The 22,467-nt window shown below is 41.8% G+C and carries 17 protein-coding genes; 1 reads left to right on the top strand and 16 read right to left on the bottom strand.

From position 1 onward, the window contains the following. Positions 1-104 precede the first annotated feature (104 nt). The 11 genes from ACVR1G_RS06020 to ylqF form a co-directional block, all read right to left on the bottom strand. Complete coding sequence (locus tag ACVR1G_RS06020) at positions 105-398, bottom strand: hypothetical protein (RefSeq protein ID WP_447452288.1); 294 nt, start codon at positions 396-398, stop codon at positions 105-107. Between the two features lie 1,117 nt (positions 399-1,515). Beyond that, complete coding sequence (locus tag ACVR1G_RS06015) at positions 1,516-2,016, bottom strand: phosphatase PAP2 family protein (RefSeq protein ID WP_447452287.1); 501 nt, start codon at positions 2,014-2,016, stop codon at positions 1,516-1,518. A 203-nt stretch (positions 2,017-2,219) separates the two neighbouring features. Further along, the gene (locus ACVR1G_RS06010) at positions 2,220-3,065 is read right to left on the bottom strand and encodes a patatin-like phospholipase family protein (RefSeq protein ID WP_447452286.1); all 846 of its coding nucleotides are present in this window, start codon (positions 3,063-3,065) and stop codon (positions 2,220-2,222) included. Between the two features lie 195 nt (positions 3,066-3,260). Further along, positions 3,261-3,875, bottom strand: a complete 615-nt coding sequence (locus ACVR1G_RS06005) for an SGNH/GDSL hydrolase family protein (protein ID WP_447452285.1) — start codon at positions 3,873-3,875, stop codon at positions 3,261-3,263. Between the two features lie 188 nt (positions 3,876-4,063). After that, on the bottom strand, positions 4,064-5,569 hold the full coding sequence (locus tag ACVR1G_RS06000; protein ID WP_447452284.1) for a hypothetical protein: 1,506 nt from the start codon (positions 5,567-5,569) through the stop codon (positions 4,064-4,066). Positions 5,570-5,947: 378 nt separating this feature from the next. After that, a complete protein-coding gene (gene topA, locus ACVR1G_RS05995) occupies positions 5,948-8,089 on the bottom strand; it encodes a type I DNA topoisomerase (RefSeq protein WP_447452283.1) in 2,142 nt (713 codons plus the stop codon). 240 nt (positions 8,090-8,329) lie between these two features. Further along, positions 8,330-9,175, bottom strand: coding sequence for a DNA-processing protein DprA (dprA, locus tag ACVR1G_RS05990; protein ID WP_447452282.1), 846 nt, complete (start codon positions 9,173-9,175; stop codon positions 8,330-8,332). A gap of 337 nt (positions 9,176-9,512) precedes the next feature. Continuing rightward, positions 9,513-11,012, bottom strand: a complete 1,500-nt coding sequence (locus ACVR1G_RS05985; protein WP_447452281.1) for an ROK family protein — start codon at positions 11,010-11,012, stop codon at positions 9,513-9,515. 569 nt (positions 11,013-11,581) lie between these two features. Continuing rightward, a complete protein-coding gene (locus tag ACVR1G_RS05980; protein WP_447452280.1) occupies positions 11,582-12,157 on the bottom strand; it encodes a DapH/DapD/GlmU-related protein in 576 nt (191 codons plus the stop codon). 33 nt (positions 12,158-12,190) lie between these two features. Further along, complete coding sequence (gene rnhB / locus ACVR1G_RS05975; protein ID WP_447452279.1) at positions 12,191-12,961, bottom strand: ribonuclease HII; 771 nt, start codon at positions 12,959-12,961, stop codon at positions 12,191-12,193. Next, positions 12,948-13,799, bottom strand: coding sequence for a ribosome biogenesis GTPase YlqF (ylqF, locus tag ACVR1G_RS05970; RefSeq protein ID WP_447452278.1), 852 nt, complete (start codon positions 13,797-13,799; stop codon positions 12,948-12,950). Before ylqF ends, rnhB begins: the two co-directional genes overlap by 14 nt. 774 nt (positions 13,800-14,573) lie before the next feature. On the opposite strand from ylqF, the gene ACVR1G_RS05965 reads away from it, so the two are divergent. After that, on the top strand, positions 14,574-15,854 hold the full coding sequence (locus ACVR1G_RS05965; protein WP_447452277.1) for an aminotransferase-like domain-containing protein: 1,281 nt from the start codon (positions 14,574-14,576) through the stop codon (positions 15,852-15,854). Between the two features lie 34 nt (positions 15,855-15,888). On the opposite strand, the gene ACVR1G_RS05960 is transcribed toward ACVR1G_RS05965, so the two are convergent. From ACVR1G_RS05960 to ACVR1G_RS05940, 5 genes are all read right to left on the bottom strand, one after another. Further along, a complete protein-coding gene (locus ACVR1G_RS05960; RefSeq protein WP_447452276.1) occupies positions 15,889-16,227 on the bottom strand; it encodes an ATP cone domain-containing protein in 339 nt (112 codons plus the stop codon). Positions 16,228-16,310: 83 nt separating this feature from the next. Next, the gene (gene dapA, locus ACVR1G_RS05955; protein ID WP_447452275.1) at positions 16,311-17,246 is read right to left on the bottom strand and encodes a 4-hydroxy-tetrahydrodipicolinate synthase; all 936 of its coding nucleotides are present in this window, start codon (positions 17,244-17,246) and stop codon (positions 16,311-16,313) included. Positions 17,247-17,454: 208 nt separating this feature from the next. Further along, a complete protein-coding gene (locus ACVR1G_RS05950) occupies positions 17,455-18,531 on the bottom strand; it encodes an aspartate-semialdehyde dehydrogenase (protein WP_447452274.1) in 1,077 nt (358 codons plus the stop codon). A 430-nt stretch (positions 18,532-18,961) separates the two neighbouring features. Next, positions 18,962-20,479, bottom strand: coding sequence for a cardiolipin synthase (gene cls / locus ACVR1G_RS05945; RefSeq protein WP_447452344.1), 1,518 nt, complete (start codon positions 20,477-20,479; stop codon positions 18,962-18,964). Positions 20,480-20,893: 414 nt separating this feature from the next. After that, on the bottom strand, positions 20,894-22,213 hold the full coding sequence (locus ACVR1G_RS05940; protein WP_447452273.1) for an FAD-containing oxidoreductase: 1,320 nt from the start codon (positions 22,211-22,213) through the stop codon (positions 20,894-20,896). Positions 22,214-22,467 lie beyond the last annotated feature (254 nt).

Raw genomic sequence — 22,467 nt, 5'->3', positions numbered from 1 at the left:
AAAAATTAACCCAGTCCTCCTGTTTTTAAACGGACGTTTAAACCGACCAATGGTTGGTAAGTAAGCCAGCTTTGCTCACTGACATTACCAATCGACCTATCATCCTACCAGTTTCCTATTGTTCTGTAATACCTATTAAAAATCTCTGCAGGAACAATCTTTCTGTTGGTATAGTCGATGACATCACCAATTTGAGCCGTCTCATACATTCCGTAACCATAGTAATGGCTCTCACTAGCCCATTCAGGGTTCAAGGCTGGAATTAACACCCGTACTCTTTTGCTATCTCTCCAGGTCAATAATTGCTTTTTAAAGGCTTCAGCGACCCAGCTCGGATAAGGGCGCTGCTGACTAACCCGCCAGACCTCTACTAACTTTCCTTTATAACTTGCTTTCATCCTATCTCCTTATATTAAGATACCAAGCCGTTAAGCACTCCAAAGGAATTTAGGAAAATTGACGCAGGTGACAAAACACCTAGGAAATTTTATCTAATTCCACAGGAGTGTAGGCGTGTTCAATTATCAAGATACCAATCCCACTAACTCCGTTTGGCTAGTAAAATCGACTAACCAAACAGAGTGTCACCAAGGGCCGGTTCGCTTTAGCGAAAATTCCCGCTAGAAAAATGGACGGTTGGTCGGAAATCCTGATTCCCCAAACAAGCTGTTTTTTCAAGGGGATTGGTCCCGTGTTCAGTTAAATAAGATACAGCAGAGGCGCGTTATCTAAGGGCTCCGAACTTGATAACAAAGGCCAATCACTATAGTGAATTGGGTGCCCCTCCCACTAACTTCATTTGGTTAGTAAGATGACTAACCAAAACTTGGTGTCGTAAAGCCACTCTAATTATCCAGGGAATAATTTAGAGATTGGAATTGAGCTTGCCAAGCAAGCATCAAACGACTCAAAGAAATTAGGAAGCCTGACGAAGAGGTCAAAATTTCTGACTCCTGTCTCACTAATTGTTGCTTTTTAGGCAACAAGCTTCAGCAGTCTCTCCTTAGACTGCTGAACTTCGTAGAGTCGTAGGCGCTTATCAAGATACTAGATTTCCTTCCCTTTAACAATCCAGTAAGCTAAAGAAGTTGCCTATAAAACTTGCGAAACCAATCATTTCAAGCTACTGGATTTTTAAAAAAACTAGCAGTCTTATTCCTTTCCTTGACACTTTTATTTTAATTCACATTTAATCTTTAGTATGACATCTCTTTCATTTAATAAAAGAAACATCATCTTATATTACTCTACCATCATCTCATAACATAAAAATTACTTCTTTTTGTTATTTCGGTTAAATAAACTTGGATGCTTTTAAATAATCATGGGGTAGATAGCATTCGATCATACGTAATAGGGTAGAAATCAAATAGACTAGATTCCTAAAAGAAAACACACTTGAAAACTTATTCTTTCAAATGTGCTACTTAATTTAATCTAAAAAAAGCTCAATAACTCCTGATGAGGATTTTCCCCACTCCACTAAAAAGAAACCGTAGAAGGGCCACTAAGCTATTAAGCCAGTAATACGAAACTACCGCAAATCAACCCTAAGATGTACCCAACGAGGACATCTTTAGGATAGTGGACTCCACCTAAAACACGGCAGACAGCTAAAAGAGCCGCTAGAAAAAGGCAGACTCCACTCAAATAAGGTGATAATTGGCAGACGCATAGACTAACAATACTAGCTGAAAAAACATGACGGCTAGGCATCGAATTTCCCTTGCTCTCTTTATGGATAAGAGGTTCTATAGTCCACGTTTCATAGGGTCTGGGATGATTGAGCCAATGACGCAGTAGACTAACCACGATAAAAGATGCGGCAGGAATCAGAAATGTGGCCAAAGCCTGCCTAAACTGGCGTGCCCAAATTAAATAGACTAGCAAGCAAGGGTAAAGAACATACATCAACCTCGTTAGGGATTGGTTGAGTAAGGCAAGCAGTTTCAAGGCCCGGGAATCTTGGCGTAAATGCCTTGTCAGCTGACTGTAAAATTTAGCGTAATCTCTCATCCTACTCCTTTTATAAGATATTTAAGCCATTTCTGAAACTTTGAAAGTAACAATAAGGTCTGCGAAATAAACCACCTCAGGTCACTAGAATTCCAAAAAGCAACATCATCTGCCTATAGGCAGGCTACTGAACGTAAATCTCAAACTTTTACCAATAGGCGAAGCAACTTGTCCAGCAAACAGCACTCTAAAGATAAACTGGCCTAAGCTAAGTCTAAGTAACTTTTAAGACCAGACATGGATGCCCTAGTATCGGTCAATCCCAGCTGGTAAATTGTCTCAAATTTATCGGGATCTGTCTCCAAACGTCCAATATCTAAGTCCTGTTCAGGCCGCAGAACATAAAGCTCCCCTGATGCTTCTAGATCTAGGACATGTTCGACAGCTCTGTTGTAATTTTTCCAGCGCTGACTGGCTGCCTTGATAAGTTCTGGATAAGAACGGTAAAAAAGCTTATAAATACGACCGCTCGATGGTTTCTTGCGATAATTAAGCGGCCGCGTCAAAACAACAATCAATTTATCAAACCCCAGTCCTCGGGCAAAATCAACTGGTATAGAATCCGACAGACCGCCATCTAAGTACTTTTCTCCCTGCCAATCCACTATTTTAGAAGCCAGAGGCAGAGCCGAGCTGGCTCGTAAGATTTCCATTTCATGGAAAACATCCGATACCTTGAGGTAGGCTGGTTTCCCGGTTTCGATGTTTGTTGCTACCGCATAAAAGTCTGCTCCGGATGCTTCAAAGGCCTCTTGGTCAAAAACATCTAACTCTAGAGGAACCTTATAGTAGGCAAAATCCTTGTTGACAAAATTTCCCGTTCGCAGCCAAGACCAGATACTCATGTAGTCCTTACGTCCGATATATTTTTTGTTATAACGCAAACCGCGTCCACGCTGCTTGGATAGAAGATTAACACCGAATAAAGCACCAGCTGAGACAGCAACAACACCGTCGACCCGAATCTCCTCATCCAAAAAAGCATCCAGAACCCCTGCTGTATAGAGCCCTCTCATACCCCCGCCTTCTAAAACCAGTCCCACTCGCATCTTATCTTTACCCTCCTCTTTAATCTTTCTTTCATTATAGCAAATTTTTTAAAAAGCCTGTTCATGACTGACCAGCACAAAAAAGCAAAGGCCCAGCTACAGAATCATAGTCATCCAAGCAGAAAAAAGCATGAGTCTAGCAATCTTTTCTCAGATTATCGCTTTTAAGTCGGATCTAAAACTGGCCTGCCCACTTTAAATATAAGGCTTCAAGGCTTGAGCTAGAACCTGATATCCTTTTTGAGTTAAATGTAGACCTTCTTGGGTATAAGGTTCTGCTAACTGACCTTGCTCATCCAGCAAAGTCTTATAAAGATCAATAAACTCAACGGCTGGTAAGCCTTGTAAGTGCTTATTCAGCGTTTGAATAGTCTGGTTTCGTCGAATTTTAACCTTGGTTTGATAGTTCTCCGCTTCATTAACTGGCAGAACAGATAAAATCGAGGTAGGACAGCCAACAACTTCCATCTGTAAATTGTGAATCAATTCTTCGATTTTTTCAGCAATAACAGCGACATCGTAGCCCATACCGATATCATTGGTACCAACCAGCAAAAAAATTTTATCGGGCCGTTGATTACCCAAGACTTCTGGGACATGATTTGCCAGCCAATGGGCTGAAATACCAGCAATGCCGTGGTTAACAAGATTGAGGTGGTAGCCTAGATATTTTTTCAAAGGGAAAAATTCAACGATAGAATCCCCTATAAATAGAAGACTGGACTCCTTGGCCTTCTCAGTCTGGAACTGATGGCAACGTTCGTTTTGATGGTTCGTCAGTTTAGAATTATTTCTTGGTTCAAGCATCATAAATTTAGTCTAGCAGAAAAATCAGTAATTGACTAGCATAATGAACAAGGAGAGAGGTTGGAAGGCTAAAAGCAGTTAACTAATAATCATCCGTCAAACAAATAGTTCGTACAGCAATAGGAACAAAAAAGAAGGCCAAAGCCTTCTGTGCACTTTATCTTCTATACACTCAAGATGCTATTTATAGTCTAGTCATTGCTAATACCAGCTCCCGAACCATATTTACTATTCATTTTATAAGTCTTACCATCATCTTGGAGTACAAAATCGAGACTTACATAATCTGCATGAGAATCATCAGTATCAAAATCGATATAGTAGACTGTCAAACCTTTATTGGTATCACCATCACCATAATTTGAGAAAGTATAATAAGCTTCTGATGGCTTATCGTGCTTGCCTTTAATTTCTGACCACGATGTACCACCCTCGCCAGTACTATAATCCCCCTCTTTTAAGGCATCAAAATCGGATTTAGTCCAGTCCGACTTGTAGCTATCACCACTCACATCGATATCATTTGCTTCAAGACTAGCATCAACATACCGCACAACCCAAGTGCCATCGTGTTCCTTTACAAACGAGATGGCAACAGACTGCTTACTATCTTCATCAGAAGAATCTTCATAACGAAGTACCAAGGATTTATCCGAAATCTTAGCGGCGGAAGCTTTTCCATATTCGCTTACAACATCGGCAACCGTATCATCGTCGACTTTGATATCTTCGACTTCATCCTTTTTCCACTCGAATTTATAATTTTTATCAACATAATCATCGGCATCATCACTGTCATCTTCAACCTTAGCCCCAGATTTTTCACCTTGCTCTGTTGAGGCTGGAGTGCTTTCTGACGAATGACGGCTAATATTGACGATAACACCACCAATACTGATAAGGACAGCAAAAGCAGCAACACCAGCAGCAATGATGGACAAGAGCTTTTTCTGACTTTTTAGATTAATGACCAACAAGACAATGGCAAAAATCAATCCTAAAAAGGCAAGACCAAGGAAAACAGGAGCAGCTCCTGTGAACGACAAACCAGCAAAAATAACTGACAATACCAAGGATACAATTGGTAGAATAAGATTCAAGACCATGCCAGAGCCTGTTGGTTTTGTAGGAACTTGACCGGGCATCTGCATATTTGCTGGTTGGAAAGCAGGGTGTTGAAAGTTTTGAACTTGTGGCTGCTGGGGCATTTGCCCCGATCCAGTAAATGGAATTTGTTGCTGAGTCATATTCGGCTGAATCGCCTGCCCAGCTTCTGGTGTTTGACTTGGATTAGCAAGCCCCGCAATAGCTGTCACCTGAGCCAAATCAAAATTTGTTTCCTTGGCCTGCATATACTCATCGGGGGTTGGTTTGCGACCAGTCAGTGCCTCAAATTGGCTGACCCATTTTCCTTGAAGGGTCTTAACATCTTCTTGATCTGCTTGCGCGGACTGAGGAATAGCGCTTTGAACCGACTGAGGAGAGCTTTCTGCAACATTTTCCACAGCTTCTTGGCTTCCTAAAGCCCCTGGGACCTGCCCAGTTTCCGATGTTTGGCTTGGATTAACAAGCCCTGCAATAGCGGCAATCTGGCTTAAATCAAAATTCGTTTCTTTTGCCTGTACATACTCAGCTGCTGTTGGCTTACGGCCAGTCAAAGCTTCAAATTGATTTACCCACTCTTCTCTATTATTCATCGCGGTCTCCTTTTCTTTGAGATATTATGAATCGCATCTCACTCTACAATTCGACTAACTTAACTAAATACTGTTATATTTTAGCATCTTTTAAGTCATTTGCAAAGTTATCTTCTTAGCATTCTTGCAGCAAAAAGAGGCTGGGATAGTATGATATTAGAACAAAACCATAGGACAACTTAGTTGGCGCTTGCAAAGTGACACTTTCTAGATGATCTGTGACGGTACCCTCATTCTTGAAACTTATATGGCGATAACGGTGTGCTACAAGGTTGGATTTCAAAAGACTCATCAACCAAGTTGGTAGCTAGGAGATAAGATTTTGGTCTTTTCCGCCAGCTGGTTAAGTTTTAAAGCTAGAGAGGCAAGAAGCTTTCCTTATTTCACCTTTTCCTCTTGATAATCACAATTGTCGTTGCTGCAGACTACCTGCTTACCGCCGCCACGGACCTTTTTCTCTACAAGGTAGTGATCACATTTAGGACAGTTGCGGCCAACCGGCAGATTCCAAGATGTGAAGTCACAGTCTGGATAGCGATCACAGCCATAAAAGATACGGTTGCGTTTGGTTTTGCGCTCTATGACTTGTCCCTGACCACAGGTCGGACAGGTTACACCGATTTCCTTGGTAATGGCCTTAGTATTGTGGCAATCTGGGAAATTACTGCAGGCGTAGAACTTACCATAACGTCCTAATTTAATTACCATGGGATGACCGCAGATATCGCAGTCAAAGCCGGCGGGTTCATCCTTGATTTGAATTTTTTCAATGCCATCTTCCGCTTTTTCTAACTCTTTTTCAAATGGCTTGTAAAAGTCGTCAATAACAGTTTGCCATTTTTGTTTGCCGACTTCGACCCCATCCAGTTTATCTTCCATTTCAGCAGTAAAGGCAACATCAACAATATCGGGGAAAAATTCAACAATAAGGTTATTGACGATTTCTCCCAGCTCTGTTGGTTCAAAACGCTTAGCAGATAGGCGTACATAGTAGCGCTTCTGAATGGTTTCTAGAGTTGGAGCATAGGTAGATGGGCGACCGACACCATTTTCCTCCAGAGTCTTGATCAGAGTCGCTTCCGAGTAGCGGGCGGGGGGCTGAGTAAAATGCTGTTCCGGAGCGGTAGAAATCTTTTTGACCTGATCACCTTCTGCCATCTCCGGTAGCATTTTATTTTTATCGGAATCATTATACACGGCTAGATACCCGTCAAATTTCACCTGACTGCCATTAGCTGTGAAAGTGACCCCATTTTGCCCCAAGGTTACCTTCATAGTATCAAAAACAGCTGCTGTCATTTGACTGGCGACAAAGCGATTCCAAATCAAGGTGTAAAGTTTTAGCTGATCTTTATTTAGATACTTGGCAATGGATTCTGGTGTATGGAAAACACTGGATGGACGAATAGCTTCATGGGCGTCTTGTGCTCCCGAAGCATTACGTACTCGGCTACCATGTTTGGAATATTTCTCGCCAAAGTGCTCAGTAATAAAACCAGCGGCGTCATTTTGAGCAAGCGGACTGATACGCGTCGAGTCTGTACGCATGTAGGTAATCAAGCCTTGTTGCCCACCGCGGCCTAGACTGATTCCCTCGTAAAGCTGTTGGGCGATCATCATGGTTTTACGCGTACGAAAATTAATTTTATTAGCAGCATCCTGCTGCAAGGACGATGTTGTATAAGGCAGGGGAGCATTGCGACGACGCTCCTTCTTTTCAACTTTATCTACATGGAAATCATCGCTCGTTAGTTTAGCTAAAACCGCCTGCACATCATCTTGAGTGCTCAGTTTGGTTTTCTTACCATTAATTCCGTAGAAACTAGCTTGAAATTTCTTGTTTCCCTTCTTGAAGGCACCGTCAATAGTCCAATATTCTTCTGGCTTAAAAGCCTTGATTTCATTTTCACGATCAATAATCAGCTTGAGGGCTACTGATTGTACTCGCCCTGCCGACAAGCCTTTTTTGACCTTTTTCCACAGAAGCGGAGAAATAGAGTAACCCACAATCCGATCAAGGACCCGCCTAGCCTGCTGGGCATCAACGAGGTCCATATCAATTGTCCGCGGTTCAACGAAAGCATTCTTGACAGCATCCTTCGTGATCTCATTGAAAACAACGCGATTCTTATCATTTTTGTCCAGATCAAGGATATGTGACAAGTGCCATGAAATCGCTTCTCCCTCTCGATCCGGGTCACTTGCCAAGAAGACTTGCTTCGCTTTTTTGGCTTCTTTTTTTAGGTCATTGATTAAGGGGCCCTTACCACGAATATTGATATATTGCGGTTCATAGTTGTTATCAAAATCAATGGACATAGAAGATTTTTTTAAATCTCTGATATGTCCGACTGACGCTACAACTTTATAATTGCGCCCTAAATACTTTTCAATGGTCTTGGCCTTGGCTGGTGACTCCACAATGACCAAATTTTTCTTCGGTGCTGCCCGTTTCTTTTTACTAGCTGGCTTTTTAGCAGCTGGTTTCTTTGCTGGTTTAGATACTGTAGCTACTGCCATCGTCATCACTCTCCCTGTTTCTTTATTCAAACTCCTAGCATGATAACTTACTTTTTTAGGGCTGTCAATAAAAAAAGTTTTTCTATAGGAAAAAGCCATTTTCTAAATCACATAAAATATTTCTAAACCCCTGTATAACAAGCGATCAGCACTTCAAAATCAAAAACACCAAGTTCAAACATTCTTGGTGTTCTTCTACATCTATCTGTTGAGATTGTCTTTGAGTCTGTTAAATGCGACTTAACCTCTACCATATTCGGATAAGATGTCTAAGCCTGTCATGACGCATTTTCCTCCTTCTTGAATAAGGCGATGGCAACCATCAGATCGGCCATCGATAATATTACCCGGAACAGCATAAACATCACGCCCTTCTTCCATGGCACGCTCACAGGTAATCAGGCTGCCTGAACGCTGCTTGGCCTCAACGACCAAAGTCCCTCGTGACAGACCAGCAATGATGCGATTGCGCTCGGGAAAGTGATATTTGAGCGGTGGCTGCCCCGGCTCATACTCACTGATAATAAGATGGTATTTGGCTAGATAATCCTGCAACTCACGATTTTCTTTTGGGTAAGGAAGGTCTAGGCCTGACCCCACCACTGCTATAGTCTTACCACCATTTTTTAAGCTGGCTAAATGAGCAGCTGTATCAATACCTCTAGCTAATCCACTGACAATAACAAAATGATTGCCTAGCTCCTTAATAATTTTTTGAACAGCCGAGACCCCCATCTGAGAGCAATTTCTTGAGCCGACTACAGATAGCTTATTTTCAGAAAGTAAGCTCAGATTCCCTTGATAAAACAAGAGAACAGGTGGATTATAGATTTCGGCTAAGTCCATAGGGTATTCCTTATCTAAAATAGAGAGGGAGGGAAATTGTTTAAAGGTTTGGCGTAAGCATTTTAGATCCAAACGTTTATAGTTTTCCATAAACAAAATAGGATTTTGGCATTTAGAAACAACTGCTATATCACGCAGGGAGAGGGACTTGCCTACCTGATTTTGGTAATCTAAAACATAATTAACCTGCAGATTAGTTAGACCAGCTTGTTTGAGTTTAAAGAGTTCAAAATTATTCATGTCATTCACCCCCTACTTATTAGTACGAAAAAGCAGAGCAAATCGTCTTTCTCCCTTTCTGTAATACTCTTTGAAAATCTCATGGTACATTCTTGGACTTGTGATGTCAGTCTGCTGATCTTATTTCCAACTCAAAAGGACTTCTATACCTTTTGGGATCCTACTTCAGTGATACAAGCTAGGCTTCCTTACTCTCGCGGTTCAAGTAATGGATGGGGGCAATAAATAATAACTAAACAAGCAGCAACATAAAAGGGCTTAAGCAACTCTCAAAATAGTCACTTAAACCCATTTTCATATGACTACAGGCCGCTGCACCTCACATGGTTGTAGACTATTAGCTAGCCTTTCCCATACCTTCTACCTGCTTTACTTTGAAATTGATATAAGCACCAATAAGATTGGCCCTATTATAATTAGCTGATGCCTTAATATCCAGCATATCAAAATGCTTGAAAGCCAGAACACTATTGAATAATTTTCTGTACTGCCGATTGATCTCTTGTATCAACAAGGGCTGCGCGCTAATACCACCACCGATAGCTAATTTTTCAATCTTCACAAAAGTTTGTAGGTTCAAAATCAAATAGGCGATATCACGACAGTAATTTTCAAATAGTTGCTCTAGATCATCATGCCCGCCTTCTTCTAAAGCATAAAAGACTTGCAGACCATTTGCTTCTTCCAAACCTAACAGCCGACTGGCTTCATTGACAAATTTAACTGCTGATCCTGAATTAGCAAAGAGAGTCTCAATCCCGATGCGATTAAGCTCCAAATTTTGTCCAATCTGTCGCCAGACAGAAGTTTCACTGGTCCTGTTTTTAGCATCTGTCCGTAAATCACGCGACGGAAAACCGACCAATTGGTTATTAGCCACAATTCCTAAACCAACCCCCGTTCCTAAAACAAGCGTAGCCCCACAATTGCTATCTTTTAAAATACCTTCGGTGGTTTCTGCCAAGGCAGCTGCAGAACCATCATTGAGCACAGAAACCGGTAAGGAAAACTGCTCAGACAAACGTTTTCCCAGAGGGAAATTTTTCAAATAAGGAATTAGGCCACCGCGATAAATTCGACCATGCTTGCTAATCTCACCCGGACATGCAATCGCAATCCCCCTGATTCCATCACGGTATTGCCCTACTAAATCTATCAAGGTTTGCCAAAAATCTTCTAACGTCGCAGGGGTAGGAACTTTGCCCAGCTCAGCCATCTCTAAACGATCATCGATCAAGCCATACTTGATAAAACTACCGCCAATATCAATCGTAAGGTAACTGTGAGCTGTCAGATGCTTGATAATTTGAGCTGGATTGCCAGCAATAGCAACATTATCTCCAAATGATTGTGTCACAACAGAACCATCACCCACGATAACATTATTGCCCAGCGTAACTCCAGGCAGAACCATCACACCTTCACCACACCGGACATTGTCCCCAATAGTGATAGGCTTCCCGTGCTCCTTCCCGACAATTCCTTCTTCGCTATTCAAAGGATGAAAGGCAGTTAAAAGCTGGCAATTGGAACCAAATTGGGCATTATCCCCAATGTGAATTTCGCAGACATCAAGGAAGGTACAGTTAGGCTTCGCATAAAAATTTTCACCAACATAGATATTGCCACCATAATCACAGCTAAAGTTAGGGGCAATAGTGATATTCTGACCGGTCTTGCCAAAGAAAGTCTTAATCAGAGCCTGTGCCTGCTCCTCATCTTCCTCAGCGTTAAACATGCGAGTGATAACCCGAGCCTGTTGTCTCAAATCTGCCAATTCAGGATCGGCCGCATCATAGAGACGCCCCGCTAACATTTTTTCGCGTTCTGTTACCATATTTCTTCCTTTTACTATGTTAAGATCGCGGATCAAGCAAAAATAAAAGATTCAACGAAGACACTTGCGCCTAAGAAGAAACTATCTTTTTGCACAAGCCGCAGCCCGTGGTTTAATTATTAAGATACAAAGAAGCGGTTCGCTTAGCGAAAATCTCTGACCGAAAAATAGGCGACAGACGCCGTGTCCTTGGACACAAGGAAGCCGATCTTTTTTCCGAAGAGATTAGCTTCGTGTTCAGTTAATTAAGATACGGCAGAGGTTTGTTATCTAAGCACTTCGCACTTGATAACAACGACCAATCACTATAGTGAATTGGCTACCTCTCCCACTAATTTCGTTTGGTTAGTAAAATCGACTAACCAAATGTCGTGTTGCAAAGCCGTTAAGCGTTCCAAAGGAATTTAGCGAGCTTGACGAAGAAATCAAAATTTCTGCCTCATCTATTGTTGCTTTTTAGTTTTTAGGCAACAAGCTTCAGCAGTTTCTCCCCAGACTGCTGAACTCCACAGGAACGTAGGCGTGTTCAATTGCACTTCTGATTCTACCAGTTTGAAACTGATACCGAATTAGTTTTTCAGGTCGACTTCCTTGATAATGCGCGCCGGAATACCCCCGACAATTGTGTTGGCCGGAACATCACGATTCACTACGGCTCCTGCTGCGATAATAGCGCCATCGCCAATATTCACACCTTGTGTAATTGTCACATTAGCACCTACCCAGACATTCTTGCCAAGAGTGATAGGAGCTAGATGCAGATTACCACGGTGCCTAGGATTTTGATCGTGATTAAGTGTCGCCAATACTACATTGTGACCGATGAGACAATGATCTCCAATGGTAATCCCACCTTGATCCTGAAAACAACAACCAGAATTGATAAAAACATCTTCGCCAAATTGTGTATTGATACCACAATCTGTAGAAAAAGGCGGAAAAATTCGCAGGCTATCTGGTATAGGACGCCCAGAAAGTTCACGCAGTAAGTCGATAATTTCTGCAGGCGTGTGGTAGCTACCATTTATTTGACTAGTAATTTTTAGTGCTCTTTGGCTGAAGTTGTGAAATTCCTGTCCTAAGTCCGAACCTGCCTCCACCAGTGATGTCTGGTTGAGTCGGTTGCGAAAAGTGGTAATATCCATAACCTAATCTCCTCTACTATCTTCAATTGCGATTTAATGACGGGACACAAGCGATTTAATAGGTTCAAAAGTCCTGCGGTGAATCGAAGTAACCCCCAGCTTATCCAAACCAGCCAGATGCCCTTTGGTCCCATAACCCGCATTCTTGGCAAAACCATAACCAGGAAATTGCTTATCATAATTCGCCATTAGGCGATCACGTGTTACCTTAGCAACAATGGAGGCTGCCGCGATCGAGAGACTGTTGGCGTCACCCTTGATAATAGCAGTCTGTTCAATCCCAGTATCCAATGTCATAGCATCAATCAGCAGGTGTTGAGGCTGAAGCCCAAGTTCAGTAACGGCATCCGCCATAGCCAACTTCGTAGCTTCATAAATGTTAATACGGTCAATGACTTCATTATTTTGTAGTCCAATACCAACAGCTAAAGCCTGCTTTACTACCTGCCTGTAAAGTATTTCATGTTGGGACTTGGGGATTTTCTTACTGTCATTAAGACCCGTGATTTTACAGTTAGGGGGCAAAATAACCGCCGCAGCTACAACAGGCCCAGCCAAGGGCCCACGGCCAACCTCGTCAATACCAGCAATAAGCTCTATTCCCTTAGCATAAAGAGCACGTTCATAAGTCAGCATCTGCTCCAAGCGCTCCGCTTCCTGAATCTGCGCTTTCAACGCTTTTCGATGCTTATGGACAGCTGCCTGAACACCGGAACGCTTATCGTGAGCCAACTCGGTAAAAATAACGTCATTTAAATCATTAACAGTGGCCAGTTCAGCCTTGATTTCCTTAATCGTTGCCATTGTTATCACTAACCCTATCTAAGGTGTACCGTCCTAATTTGCCATCACGCACCTCCTTGACAAAAAAGTTGTAAAAGCGATCATAATCGTCACGAAAACCTAGTTTTTTCGTCATCTCCATGATAATATCCGGTTCATCTTCAGACAAATCAATGCCCTTAAAATGCTCCAACAAGCGTTCAGGATAATAAGTCTTAAAGTAGTTAAGTCCAAAAATTGTCACCTCATCCATAGGCAACAAATTATCCTTAATTGCCCCAGTCAGAGCCAATTTTAAACCAACTAACTGGTCTTCAAACTTAGGCCAAAGAATACCAGGTGTATCGAGAATTTCTAAATCTTTATTGGTCCTGAGCCACTGCTGCCCCTTGGTAACACCTGGTTTATTCCCAACAACTGCAATCTTTTTCCCCGCTAGACGGTTCATCAAGGTAGATTTACCAACATTAGGAATTCCAATAATCATAGTACGCAAGGTTTCCCTTTTAATACCACGTTTTTGTAAGCGTTCGATTTTTGCTGACATCAATCGTTTAGCAGCATCCGTCAACTTCTTAACCGTCGACTGCTCCTTAGCATTAATCAACAAGGTCAGAATTCCCTGCTTGCCATAGTACTCCTGCCATTCTTTAATAATAGCAGGATCAGCTAAATCTACTTTATTTAAAACCAGAAGTTTGGGCTTATCGCCGACAATTTTATTGAGCATAGGATTTTGACTGGATAGGGGTAGCCTTGCATCCACTAATATCGTTACAAAATCTACAAATTTAAGATTCTCCTGAACTTGCCGTCGAGCCTTGGACATGTGTCCAGGAAACCATTGAATAGTCGTCATCTGTTTCCTCAGTTAATTCTAATAATAGTCTTATTATACCTGAATATTCCTAAAAAATGCAGGGCAGTAATTTTAAAATCCTGTTAAAAAGATTAAAAAAAGAGCAGGAGAAGCTGCCATTTTCCGATAATCTCTTTCTTTATTTCCCTATTTGAAAGCTTTAGCTGCTGCTTTAGTTATGTTACAAACAAAAATAAATTTTCTTGGCTATTAATCTATTTACGTTTGAAGCAACTTATTTATTCAAAATCATTAAACATTTTAGTAGCTTAATACTTTTTTAAGAGATTGACTGGATAGCCATGAAGTTGCCCCAGTTGTTGAAAAGCAATGAAACCTATCGCAGCAGGAGGCAAGCTCCCTCCACCAGTTCTTATAATACTCACTAGTAGCTTCTGCACTCATGAAAAGTTAGAGCTAGACTAAGGACAGCACATTGCTATCTCGCCCCATGATACTAGATTTAATTGAGTAGATAGTCCAGCTATCAAGTCTCGCAGAGTCATAGATCATCTTTCAATAAAAGGCCAACCAAAATACCAAGAAAGAGCACACCTGATACATCTCTGCTTAATTATAGAGCCTTGCTTCTACAAGAATAGCATTGAGCTACAAGTTTCTCCTTGCTTTTCCTAATTCTGAGCAAGAAAGAACGGTATTAGCGGTTCTGCACCCTACATTTAACCTAAACTCACTTAATTGAACTGCTCCTATTGTACGTCAAAATAAATTGCGTTACAATAAGATTATAGAAAAACTGTACGGGGACAGATTATGACTAGCAAATTTGAAATGATTATCCAAACTATTCTTCAGAGAATTGAGGAAGGAATCCTGAAAAAAGGAGACAAACTTCCATCAATCCGTCAACTCAGTCAAGAATTTAACTGCAGCAAAGATACAGCCCAGCGGGCCCTTTTTGAACTTAAATTCCAAAAGCTCATCTATGCTGTTCCTAAGAGCGGCTACTATGTGCTAGAGGGATTGGGACAAGAGGATGACACTCCTCCCATAACTATTAGTTTGGAAGACTACAATAATCGTGCTTACCAAGACTTTAAAACTTGTCTGTCAGAAACCTTGGTAGGACGGGAAACGTACCTTTTTAACTACTACCACCAGCAGCAAGGACTGACTGAACTGCTAAAATCCTTGCAGCAGCATCTCTTTGAACGCGACATCTATACTAAAACCAATCAGCTGGTTGTTACTTCAGGAACTCAGCAAGCCCTCTATATCTTATCACAAATGGCCTTCCCAAATAAGAAATCCACCATTCTCCTAGAGCAGCCCACTTACCACCGCATGAATACTTTAGTTAGACAGCAAGGCTTGGATTATAAAACTATTGAAAGGCATTTTAACAGTTTGGATCTTCAGAAATTGGAAGAGCTCTTTAAACATCAAGCCATTAAATTTTTTTATACCATTCCTCGCATCTCCAACCCTCTGGGACTTTCTTACAATTCTCAAGAAAAAGAGCGACTAGTCGAATTGGCCCAGCGTTATGATGTCTACATTATTGAGGATGATTATATGGGAGATTTTACAAAAACAGGTGATTTGCCTCTACACTACTATGATACGCATGAGCGCGTTATCTACTTGAAATCCTTTTCCACGACACTTTTTCCAGCTCTACGCTTAGGGATGTCTGTTCTTCCTCAAGCTCTTATGCCTGGCTTTCTTGCTTATAAAAAACTCATGGACTATGATACCAGTTTAATTATGCAAAAAGCCTTATCACTTTACTTAGATAATGGTATGTTCGCAAAAAATCTCAATAGTCTCAAGCATTTTTTCCATACCCGCCTAGCAAATGCTCGATCACTCTGCCAAGCCTTACCAGAAGATCTGGGCTATCAGATAGGCCCTAAATTCCTTAGCATTGCTCTTCCAAGTGCAAAACTCCCTATTTTTAAACAAGCCCACATCCCTGTTATTAATCCTAATAACCAAATAGAATCAGCCCCTCTCCCCTACCTCTATCTAGCCAACGACGAAACCCTTGCTTCTAATATTGAAAAACTAATCAAACTCTATCAAAAAGCCTAAGGCAGTTTCAATTCTTCCTTAGGCTTCTTCTATTTTATTTTAACTTTTCAAAACGCAGATGCACAGCAATTTGATCGCCATAACCGTTTCGCTCTAGGTCACGCTGTAAGCGATAGGAAATATAATGTTCTGCAATATTGATATAACCCGCATCCATGAGACGATTTTCAACTTGCGACTGTACCATACTGATAGTCGGACGGTCAGCATGGGCTTCTTCCAAATCAATCACAACTTTCTTAGTCACTTCTGCTAAATCCTGACGAAGCTTGTCGTCAAGAACATAAACAGACTGAGCAGCCTTAAGCATGGCTTGATAGATTTTATCCGGATCAAATTCAACAACCTGACCGCTGCGTTTGGTAATTTGCATTAAATCGCCTCTTTTCCTTTTAATCTTAACTACATTATGCGGGTGTTAAGCCTATTTGTCAAGCTTTTTGCCCCATATCCACTTTAGTAATCTGGGCGCACTACACCTGTCACGGTCTGACGCGTTGCCTCAATGTCCTCTTCTAAAACAACCTTGATAATTCGCTTAGCTTCATCTGGAGTACAAGCAACTAAAGGCAGGCGCAAAGGACCGACCTCAAAACCAAGGTGATTGAGAACAGCCTTAACAGGTGCTGGGCTCGGCACTGAAAAGAGAGCATTGACCTTAGGAATAAATTTACGCTGGATACTTGCTGCCTTTACAATAGCGCTGTGTTCAATCGCCTGCAGCATCTCATACATCTCATCTCCGTTGGTGTGAGAGGCAACAGATATGACACCATCAGCACCAATATTCATAGCGTGGAAGGCTTCACCGTCTTCACCTGTATAAACCAAAAAATCATCAGGTTTATGCTCAATGAGATAGGCCATATTATCAAGGCTCGTACACTCTTTCACTCCGATAATATTGGGATGCTCAGCTAGGCGAAGCATAGTATCCGGCGCCATCTCGACAACAACACGGCCGGGAATATTATAGATGATAATGGGTAAATCACTAGCATCAGCAATAGCTTTGAAATGCTGATACATTCCTTCTTGTGAAGGTTTATTATAGTAAGGGACAATCGCCAAACCAGCCGCGAATCCTCCAAAAGCTGCGACTTCTTTAGCAAAATCAACAGAATCGCGGGTATCATTCGTACCAACACCGGCAATCAAAGGCACGCGCCCTTTAACAATATCTTGAACAGCCTTGAAGAGCTCCAACTCCTCATCATGGGTTAAGGTTGGACTTTCGGCTGTTGTACCCGCTAAAAGGATCCCTTCAGTATGATGGGCCAGAAGATGCTCTACAAGACCTGGCAAAGCATCAAAATTAATAGAGCCATCCGAATTAAACGGCGTAATCATAGCCGTAATCAGTTTTGCTTGTCTTAATTGTTCAATAGACATAACATTCCTATTCCTTTCCTCTTAAATCTAGGATAATACAAAATGAGGTTGAGAAAAAATTACCTAGGCAATGGTAGTAACTGTAAATCTCTACTACAAGGATATCCAGGCTAAGAAAGCTAGATAACCAAGCAAGCGCTTGAGCATACCTGATTGCCCTCCTATAGCCAAAGACCAGTCCCATTGCGAGACTGGCTTGGACAAATAATTACTTCAATTCAAATTTTAAATCTCTTGTTGGACGAACCAAGCCGCGTTCATGCAAGCTTTCTGCAATTTGCACGGAATTCCAAGCAGCTCCCTTGAGAAGATTGTCAGAAACGACCCACATATGAATGCCTTTTTCAGCATCCAAGTCTTTACGAATACGGCCGACAAAGGTATCGCGTGAACCTACCGCATTGACCGCCTGCGGGTAAATTTGGTTGGCTACATCATCTTCAAGAACAGCACCAGGGAAAGCCGCAATGGCAGCTTTAACCTCTTCGATCGGCGCTTCTTCTTTTGTTTCAATATAAACAGACTCTGAGTGAGCCATCAAAACAGGAATGCGCACACAGGTTGCAGAGACTGCAATGGCATCATCTTCCATAATTTTCTTGGTCTCATTGGTCATCTTCATTTCTTCGTAGGTATAGTCATTTTCGGTAAATACATCGATCTGCGCTAGGGCATTAAAGGCAATTGGATAGTGCTTTTTGTCACCACCAGCTGGCAGAATATGAGCCTCCACGTCCTTAGCCTTCCTACCGTCGTTTAAAACCTCACGTAATTCACGTTCTGTCTCATTGATAGCCGATTGCCCTGCACCTGAAACGGCTTGGTAAGTGGAAACAATAATACGTTCTAACCCCCATTTCTGACGGACAGGCTCTAAAGCTACCATCATCTGAATAGTCGAGCAGTTAGGGCAGGCAACAATGCCATTGTGAGCTTCCAAGGCATGGGCATTAACCTCGGGAACAACTAAAGGAACATCAGGGTTTTGACGGAAATACGAGGTATTGTCCACTACTACAGCTCCTGCCTTAACAGCATAAGGGGCAAACTTAGCCGATACAGAACCTCCAGCCGAAAATAGGGCGATATCAACTCCTTCAAAGGAGTCTTCTGTCGTCAATTCCACCGTAATATCCTGTTCTTTATATTGTAGAACTTTGCCCGCTGATCGACTGGAAGACAAGAGGCGTACCTTATCGATTGGCAAGGTAGACGCTTCTAACTGCTGAATCATACGTGTTCCCACGGCACCTGTAGCACCGACAATCGCTACTGTATATCCCATAAGTTTAGACCTTTCTGAATGAACAACGTTCATAATTTTCTAAAAATTTATAGTACCTCTTATTATACACCTTTTCCAAAGGAATGAAAAGGGGCAAAATAGATTAGTCAGAACCCAGCTCATCTACTTCAAGCTGGATAAATCGTCACTAAAGAATACGTACAAAGCATCAATGATTGGAAACGCAAAATCTTACTAACTAAGAGCTTAGAGAGGGATTCTCTGACTTCTTCCCTCTAGAAAAGTCAGTTTGAATCCATAAAAAAATCCCCTGCTAAAAAGCAGGAGATAAGGGCACTGTTTCAAGCGTGATAGAATGGTTCACACAGACTATCAAGGTCCGCTCCTTGCGTTAATGACCTCCCTAGCGTCCATGGTCTTCAGACCATATCGACTCATCGCATATGCCTATTATAACACAGCCTAAAGTTTAGAGCAAGGGGGCAATAGTCTTGACCACAGCTCCAATGGCCTTGACAGAAAACGGTAGGTCACTCAAAGTCTCAACAGTCACTTGACGGCACTGTTTTAAGGTATCTTGAAAATCACGCTCAATCTTAGGAATTTCCGACGAGTGATAGAGATAAGCCGAGCATTCAAAATGGTGGTAAAGACTGCGGTAGTCCAGATTGATAGTGCCAACTGTTGCTCTTGTATTATCAGCGACAAAGACTTTTGCATGAACAAATCCAGGATCGTATTCGAAGATTTTGACACCAGAATCCATGAGAGATTTGTAATAAGTCTTAGCTAGATAATAAGGAATAACCTTATCAGGAATCCCTGGCATAATAATCTTGACATCTACCCCCCGCTCAGCTGCGAACTTGAGTGCATGCTCCATTTCACTGTCCAAAATCAAGTAAGGAGTCATAATATGCACATAATCGCGCGCTTGGTTGAGAATATCGATGTAGACATTCTCCCCTACTTTCTCATCATCCAAAGGCGAATCACCATAAGGCATAATAAAACCATCTGTTGGAAGGTGAAGCTCGTGATCCCCCAGGTATTGCTTGACTTCGGTCGTCTTTTCAATTGCTCCCCACATCTGCAGAAAGAGGATTGTGAAAGTGTCGACAGCCTGACCCCTAATCATAATCGCTGTATCCTTCCAGTGGCCAAACCGCTCAACTTCATTGATATACTCATCCGCTAGATTAACACCGCCTGTAAAGGCCACTTCACCGTCAATCACAACAATCTTACGATGATCCCGATAATTATAATAGGTTGATAGAAATGGCGACAAAGGGGCAAAAGACTTGGCTTTGATACCTAATTTTTCTAGGCGTTTACTGTAATCGAAACTCAAAGTAGTCATTTCAATCATTCCATCATACATAACCCGTACTTCTACACCTTCGGTGACCTTCTCTTCTAGAATAGAAAGAATTTCCCCCCACATGAGGCCCTCATCAATAATGAAGTATTCCATAAAAATATAATGCTTAGCCTGACGCAGCTGCTTTTTCAGCTCAGCGAACTTAGCTTCACCTGATGGAAAGTAGGTGGCTAGACTGTTCTTATAAATGGGGTAATGATTATCGGCAAAATTGAGATAATTCGCCAAGTTGTAGGCGGTACTGTGAGATGTCCTCAGCTCCGCTAATACAGATTCATTTTGATGCAAATAGGGAATCGTCTTGTTGATGTTGCTCTTGATTTGACGCTTCATATTTGTAAATCCCCAGTCGATCTTAGTATAGAGTAAAAAGAGACTTCCTAAAATCGGCAAGGGAATAACCACCAACATCCAAGTGAGTTTAGCAGTACTGTCCATCCGACTGTTAACCAGATAAAGTACAGAAACAATTGCAATAATAGCATCAACAACTTCGATATGGATACGATAATCTGCAAACCAAACGTAAGTCGCTGCAATAACATATAATTGCAGAATAAGTAATAAAATAATAACGGTGGTGCGGCTAAAAATACCCCTCAGGAGACTCCTACGCCCCCTGTCCAACAAACGTACTGTTTTATTTGAATCGTCTATAATAATCTCCCCTTTCACAATAATAACGTGAATTTATTATACCACAAGATCGGCTTAAAAAAATGGGAGTGGGACAAAAATCGTAATTTCGCAGAAATCGATTTTGTGATCCCACCCCCGCATATCTCAAAAAGTCTAGGAGGTCTTTTAAGGTTGGAAATAAGTCGAATAAAATTCAGCTCATCCCTAGGGATAGGGATATATTGAGCAACGTCTTTGCTTTTATGGCCAACCTAAAAAATTCAGTGGACTGTTTCAGCTATCGCCTGCAGACCAAGAGATGAAAACTTAATCAGTTGCTGTATCAAGCTGCTATAACTTTAAATAACAATGTTGAAAGCTTTTACCCACTCTCATTTCCTATAGATTAAAAACATCATTTAAATTCTCTGCCATCGTTGGGTGGGTAAAAATTTGCTTTTGGAAATAAGTATAAGGAATATGGTTATCCATAGCCATGGTAATCAGATTAATCAGTTCGTGTGCTTCTTGTCCAAATAAGGTAGCACCTAAAATTTCTTGACTGTCTGCATCAACAACAACCTTATACATACCACGTAAGTCGCCATTGACATGACCGCGAGGCATTCCGGCAACTGGCAAGCTGTTAGCCTTGTAGTTCAGTCCCTTCTCCTTGGCTGTTGCCTCGTCAATACCGACACGTGCCAAAGGAGGATTGATAAAGGTAGCATTAGGAACATGATGTCGGTTGCGTCTAGAGTAACTACTGTCACCGTTTAAGTAGCCATAGACAATACGGAAATCATCCAGAGAAACATAGGTAAACTGCAAGCCGCCATTGACATCTCCTACCGCAAAAACATTGGGTACAGAAGTCTGACAAAAGTCATCCACCTCAATAGCCCCACGCTCAGTCAGGACAATATCAGTATTCTCTAAGCCAAGCTTATCTGTATTTGGCCGCCGCCCTGTTGCATGAAGAACAGCATCATATTCAAAATCACCGAGTTCTGTCGTAATAACAACAGCCTGTCCGCGGTTGGAAACGTTAGAAATGACCGTCCCCAGTTGGAATTGAACTCCCTGTTCTTCCATATATCCCTGTGCCATATGTGAAAGCTCCGCTTCCTCACGCGCAAAGATACGCTTCTGGGGATCAAAAACGGTTACCTGACTTCCCAACTGCGCATAAATATTGGCAAATTCCAGTCCAATATTACCACCGCCGATAATGCCCAAACGTTTAGGCTGCTCTTTAAGATTTTGAATACCAGTACTATCATAGACTTGTTCTGCCTCTGATAACCCTGCAATCGGAAGAAGATTGGGAACAGAGCCGGTATTAATAACAATAACCTCTGCTGTTAATAGCTTCGTTTCAGAACCGCTGGTAATTTCGATAACCTTATTGGCCACAAACTTTGCGCTGGCATTGTAAACATCAGCAGTCGGCGCCCCATCTAGCATAGCGAAATTTTTTGCCCGCAAACGTTCGACCACTGCTGTTTTCTCGGCCATAGCTTCAGTAAAATCATGTCCCATCTGCGTCGCATGAACCAAAACCTTTGTCGGAATACAACCGATATTGATACAGGTACCACCATACATGGTCGCATCTTTTTCAACCATGGCTACAGACTTTCCCTGACCAGCAAGCTTAGCTGCCAGAGTTTTACCGGCCTTCCCAAAGCCAATAACAATAACATCATAGGTTTGCATAAAAAATCCTCCATAAAATAATGGGGGTTGCTAAGTTCAGCAGAACCACAGCAGCTGGTAACCAATGCTTGCGCAATAGATACCACCTAAAGCAAGACCACAATAAAACTTGGCACGCTCCACCCCCATATAGACACACTCTCTATGAAAATCTCGAATACTCAGTTGATACAGCGCAGTTTGTATTGAGATACAGCAAGCCGATACCATCAGCGTATGGTCTGGATTATCAAGGAGCACCAATTTGTTAAAAT

The organism is Streptococcus dentasini (assembly GCF_053206945.1).
The sequence above is the reverse complement of the archived record's forward strand: the minus strand, read 5'-3'. Positions and strand labels throughout refer to the sequence as shown.

Coding starts and splice junctions, on each gene's coding strand:
- ACVR1G_RS06020 (WP_447452288.1), bottom strand. CDS start 398: ATGAAAGCAAGTTATAAAGGAAAGTTAGTAGAGGTCTGGCGGGTTAGT.
- ACVR1G_RS06015 (WP_447452287.1), bottom strand. CDS start 2,016: ATGAGAGATTACGCTAAATTTTACAGTCAGCTGACAAGGCATTTACGC.
- ACVR1G_RS06010 (WP_447452286.1), bottom strand. CDS start 3,065: ATGCGAGTGGGACTGGTTTTAGAAGGCGGGGGTATGAGAGGGCTCTAT.
- ACVR1G_RS06005 (WP_447452285.1), bottom strand. CDS start 3,875: ATGATGCTTGAACCAAGAAATAATTCTAAACTGACGAACCATCAAAAC.
- ACVR1G_RS06000 (WP_447452284.1), bottom strand. CDS start 5,569: ATGAATAATAGAGAAGAGTGGGTAAATCAATTTGAAGCTTTGACTGGC.
- topA (WP_447452283.1), bottom strand. CDS start 8,089: ATGGCAGTAGCTACAGTATCTAAACCAGCAAAGAAACCAGCTGCTAAA.
- dprA (WP_447452282.1), bottom strand. CDS start 9,175: ATGAATAATTTTGAACTCTTTAAACTCAAACAAGCTGGTCTAACTAAT.
- ACVR1G_RS05985 (WP_447452281.1), bottom strand. CDS start 11,012: ATGGTAACAGAACGCGAAAAAATGTTAGCGGGGCGTCTCTATGATGCG.
- ACVR1G_RS05980 (WP_447452280.1), bottom strand. CDS start 12,157: ATGGATATTACCACTTTTCGCAACCGACTCAACCAGACATCACTGGTG.
- rnhB (WP_447452279.1), bottom strand. CDS start 12,961: ATGGCAACGATTAAGGAAATCAAGGCTGAACTGGCCACTGTTAATGAT.
- ylqF (WP_447452278.1), bottom strand. CDS start 13,799: ATGACGACTATTCAATGGTTTCCTGGACACATGTCCAAGGCTCGACGG.
- ACVR1G_RS05965 (WP_447452277.1), top strand. CDS start 14,574: ATGACTAGCAAATTTGAAATGATTATCCAAACTATTCTTCAGAGAATT.
- ACVR1G_RS05960 (WP_447452276.1), bottom strand. CDS start 16,227: ATGCAAATTACCAAACGCAGCGGTCAGGTTGTTGAATTTGATCCGGAT.
- dapA (WP_447452275.1), bottom strand. CDS start 17,246: ATGTCTATTGAACAATTAAGACAAGCAAAACTGATTACGGCTATGATT.
- ACVR1G_RS05950 (WP_447452274.1), bottom strand. CDS start 18,531: ATGGGATATACAGTAGCGATTGTCGGTGCTACAGGTGCCGTGGGAACA.
- ACVR1G_RS05940 (WP_447452273.1), bottom strand. CDS start 22,213: ATGCAAACCTATGATGTTATTGTTATTGGCTTTGGGAAGGCCGGTAAA.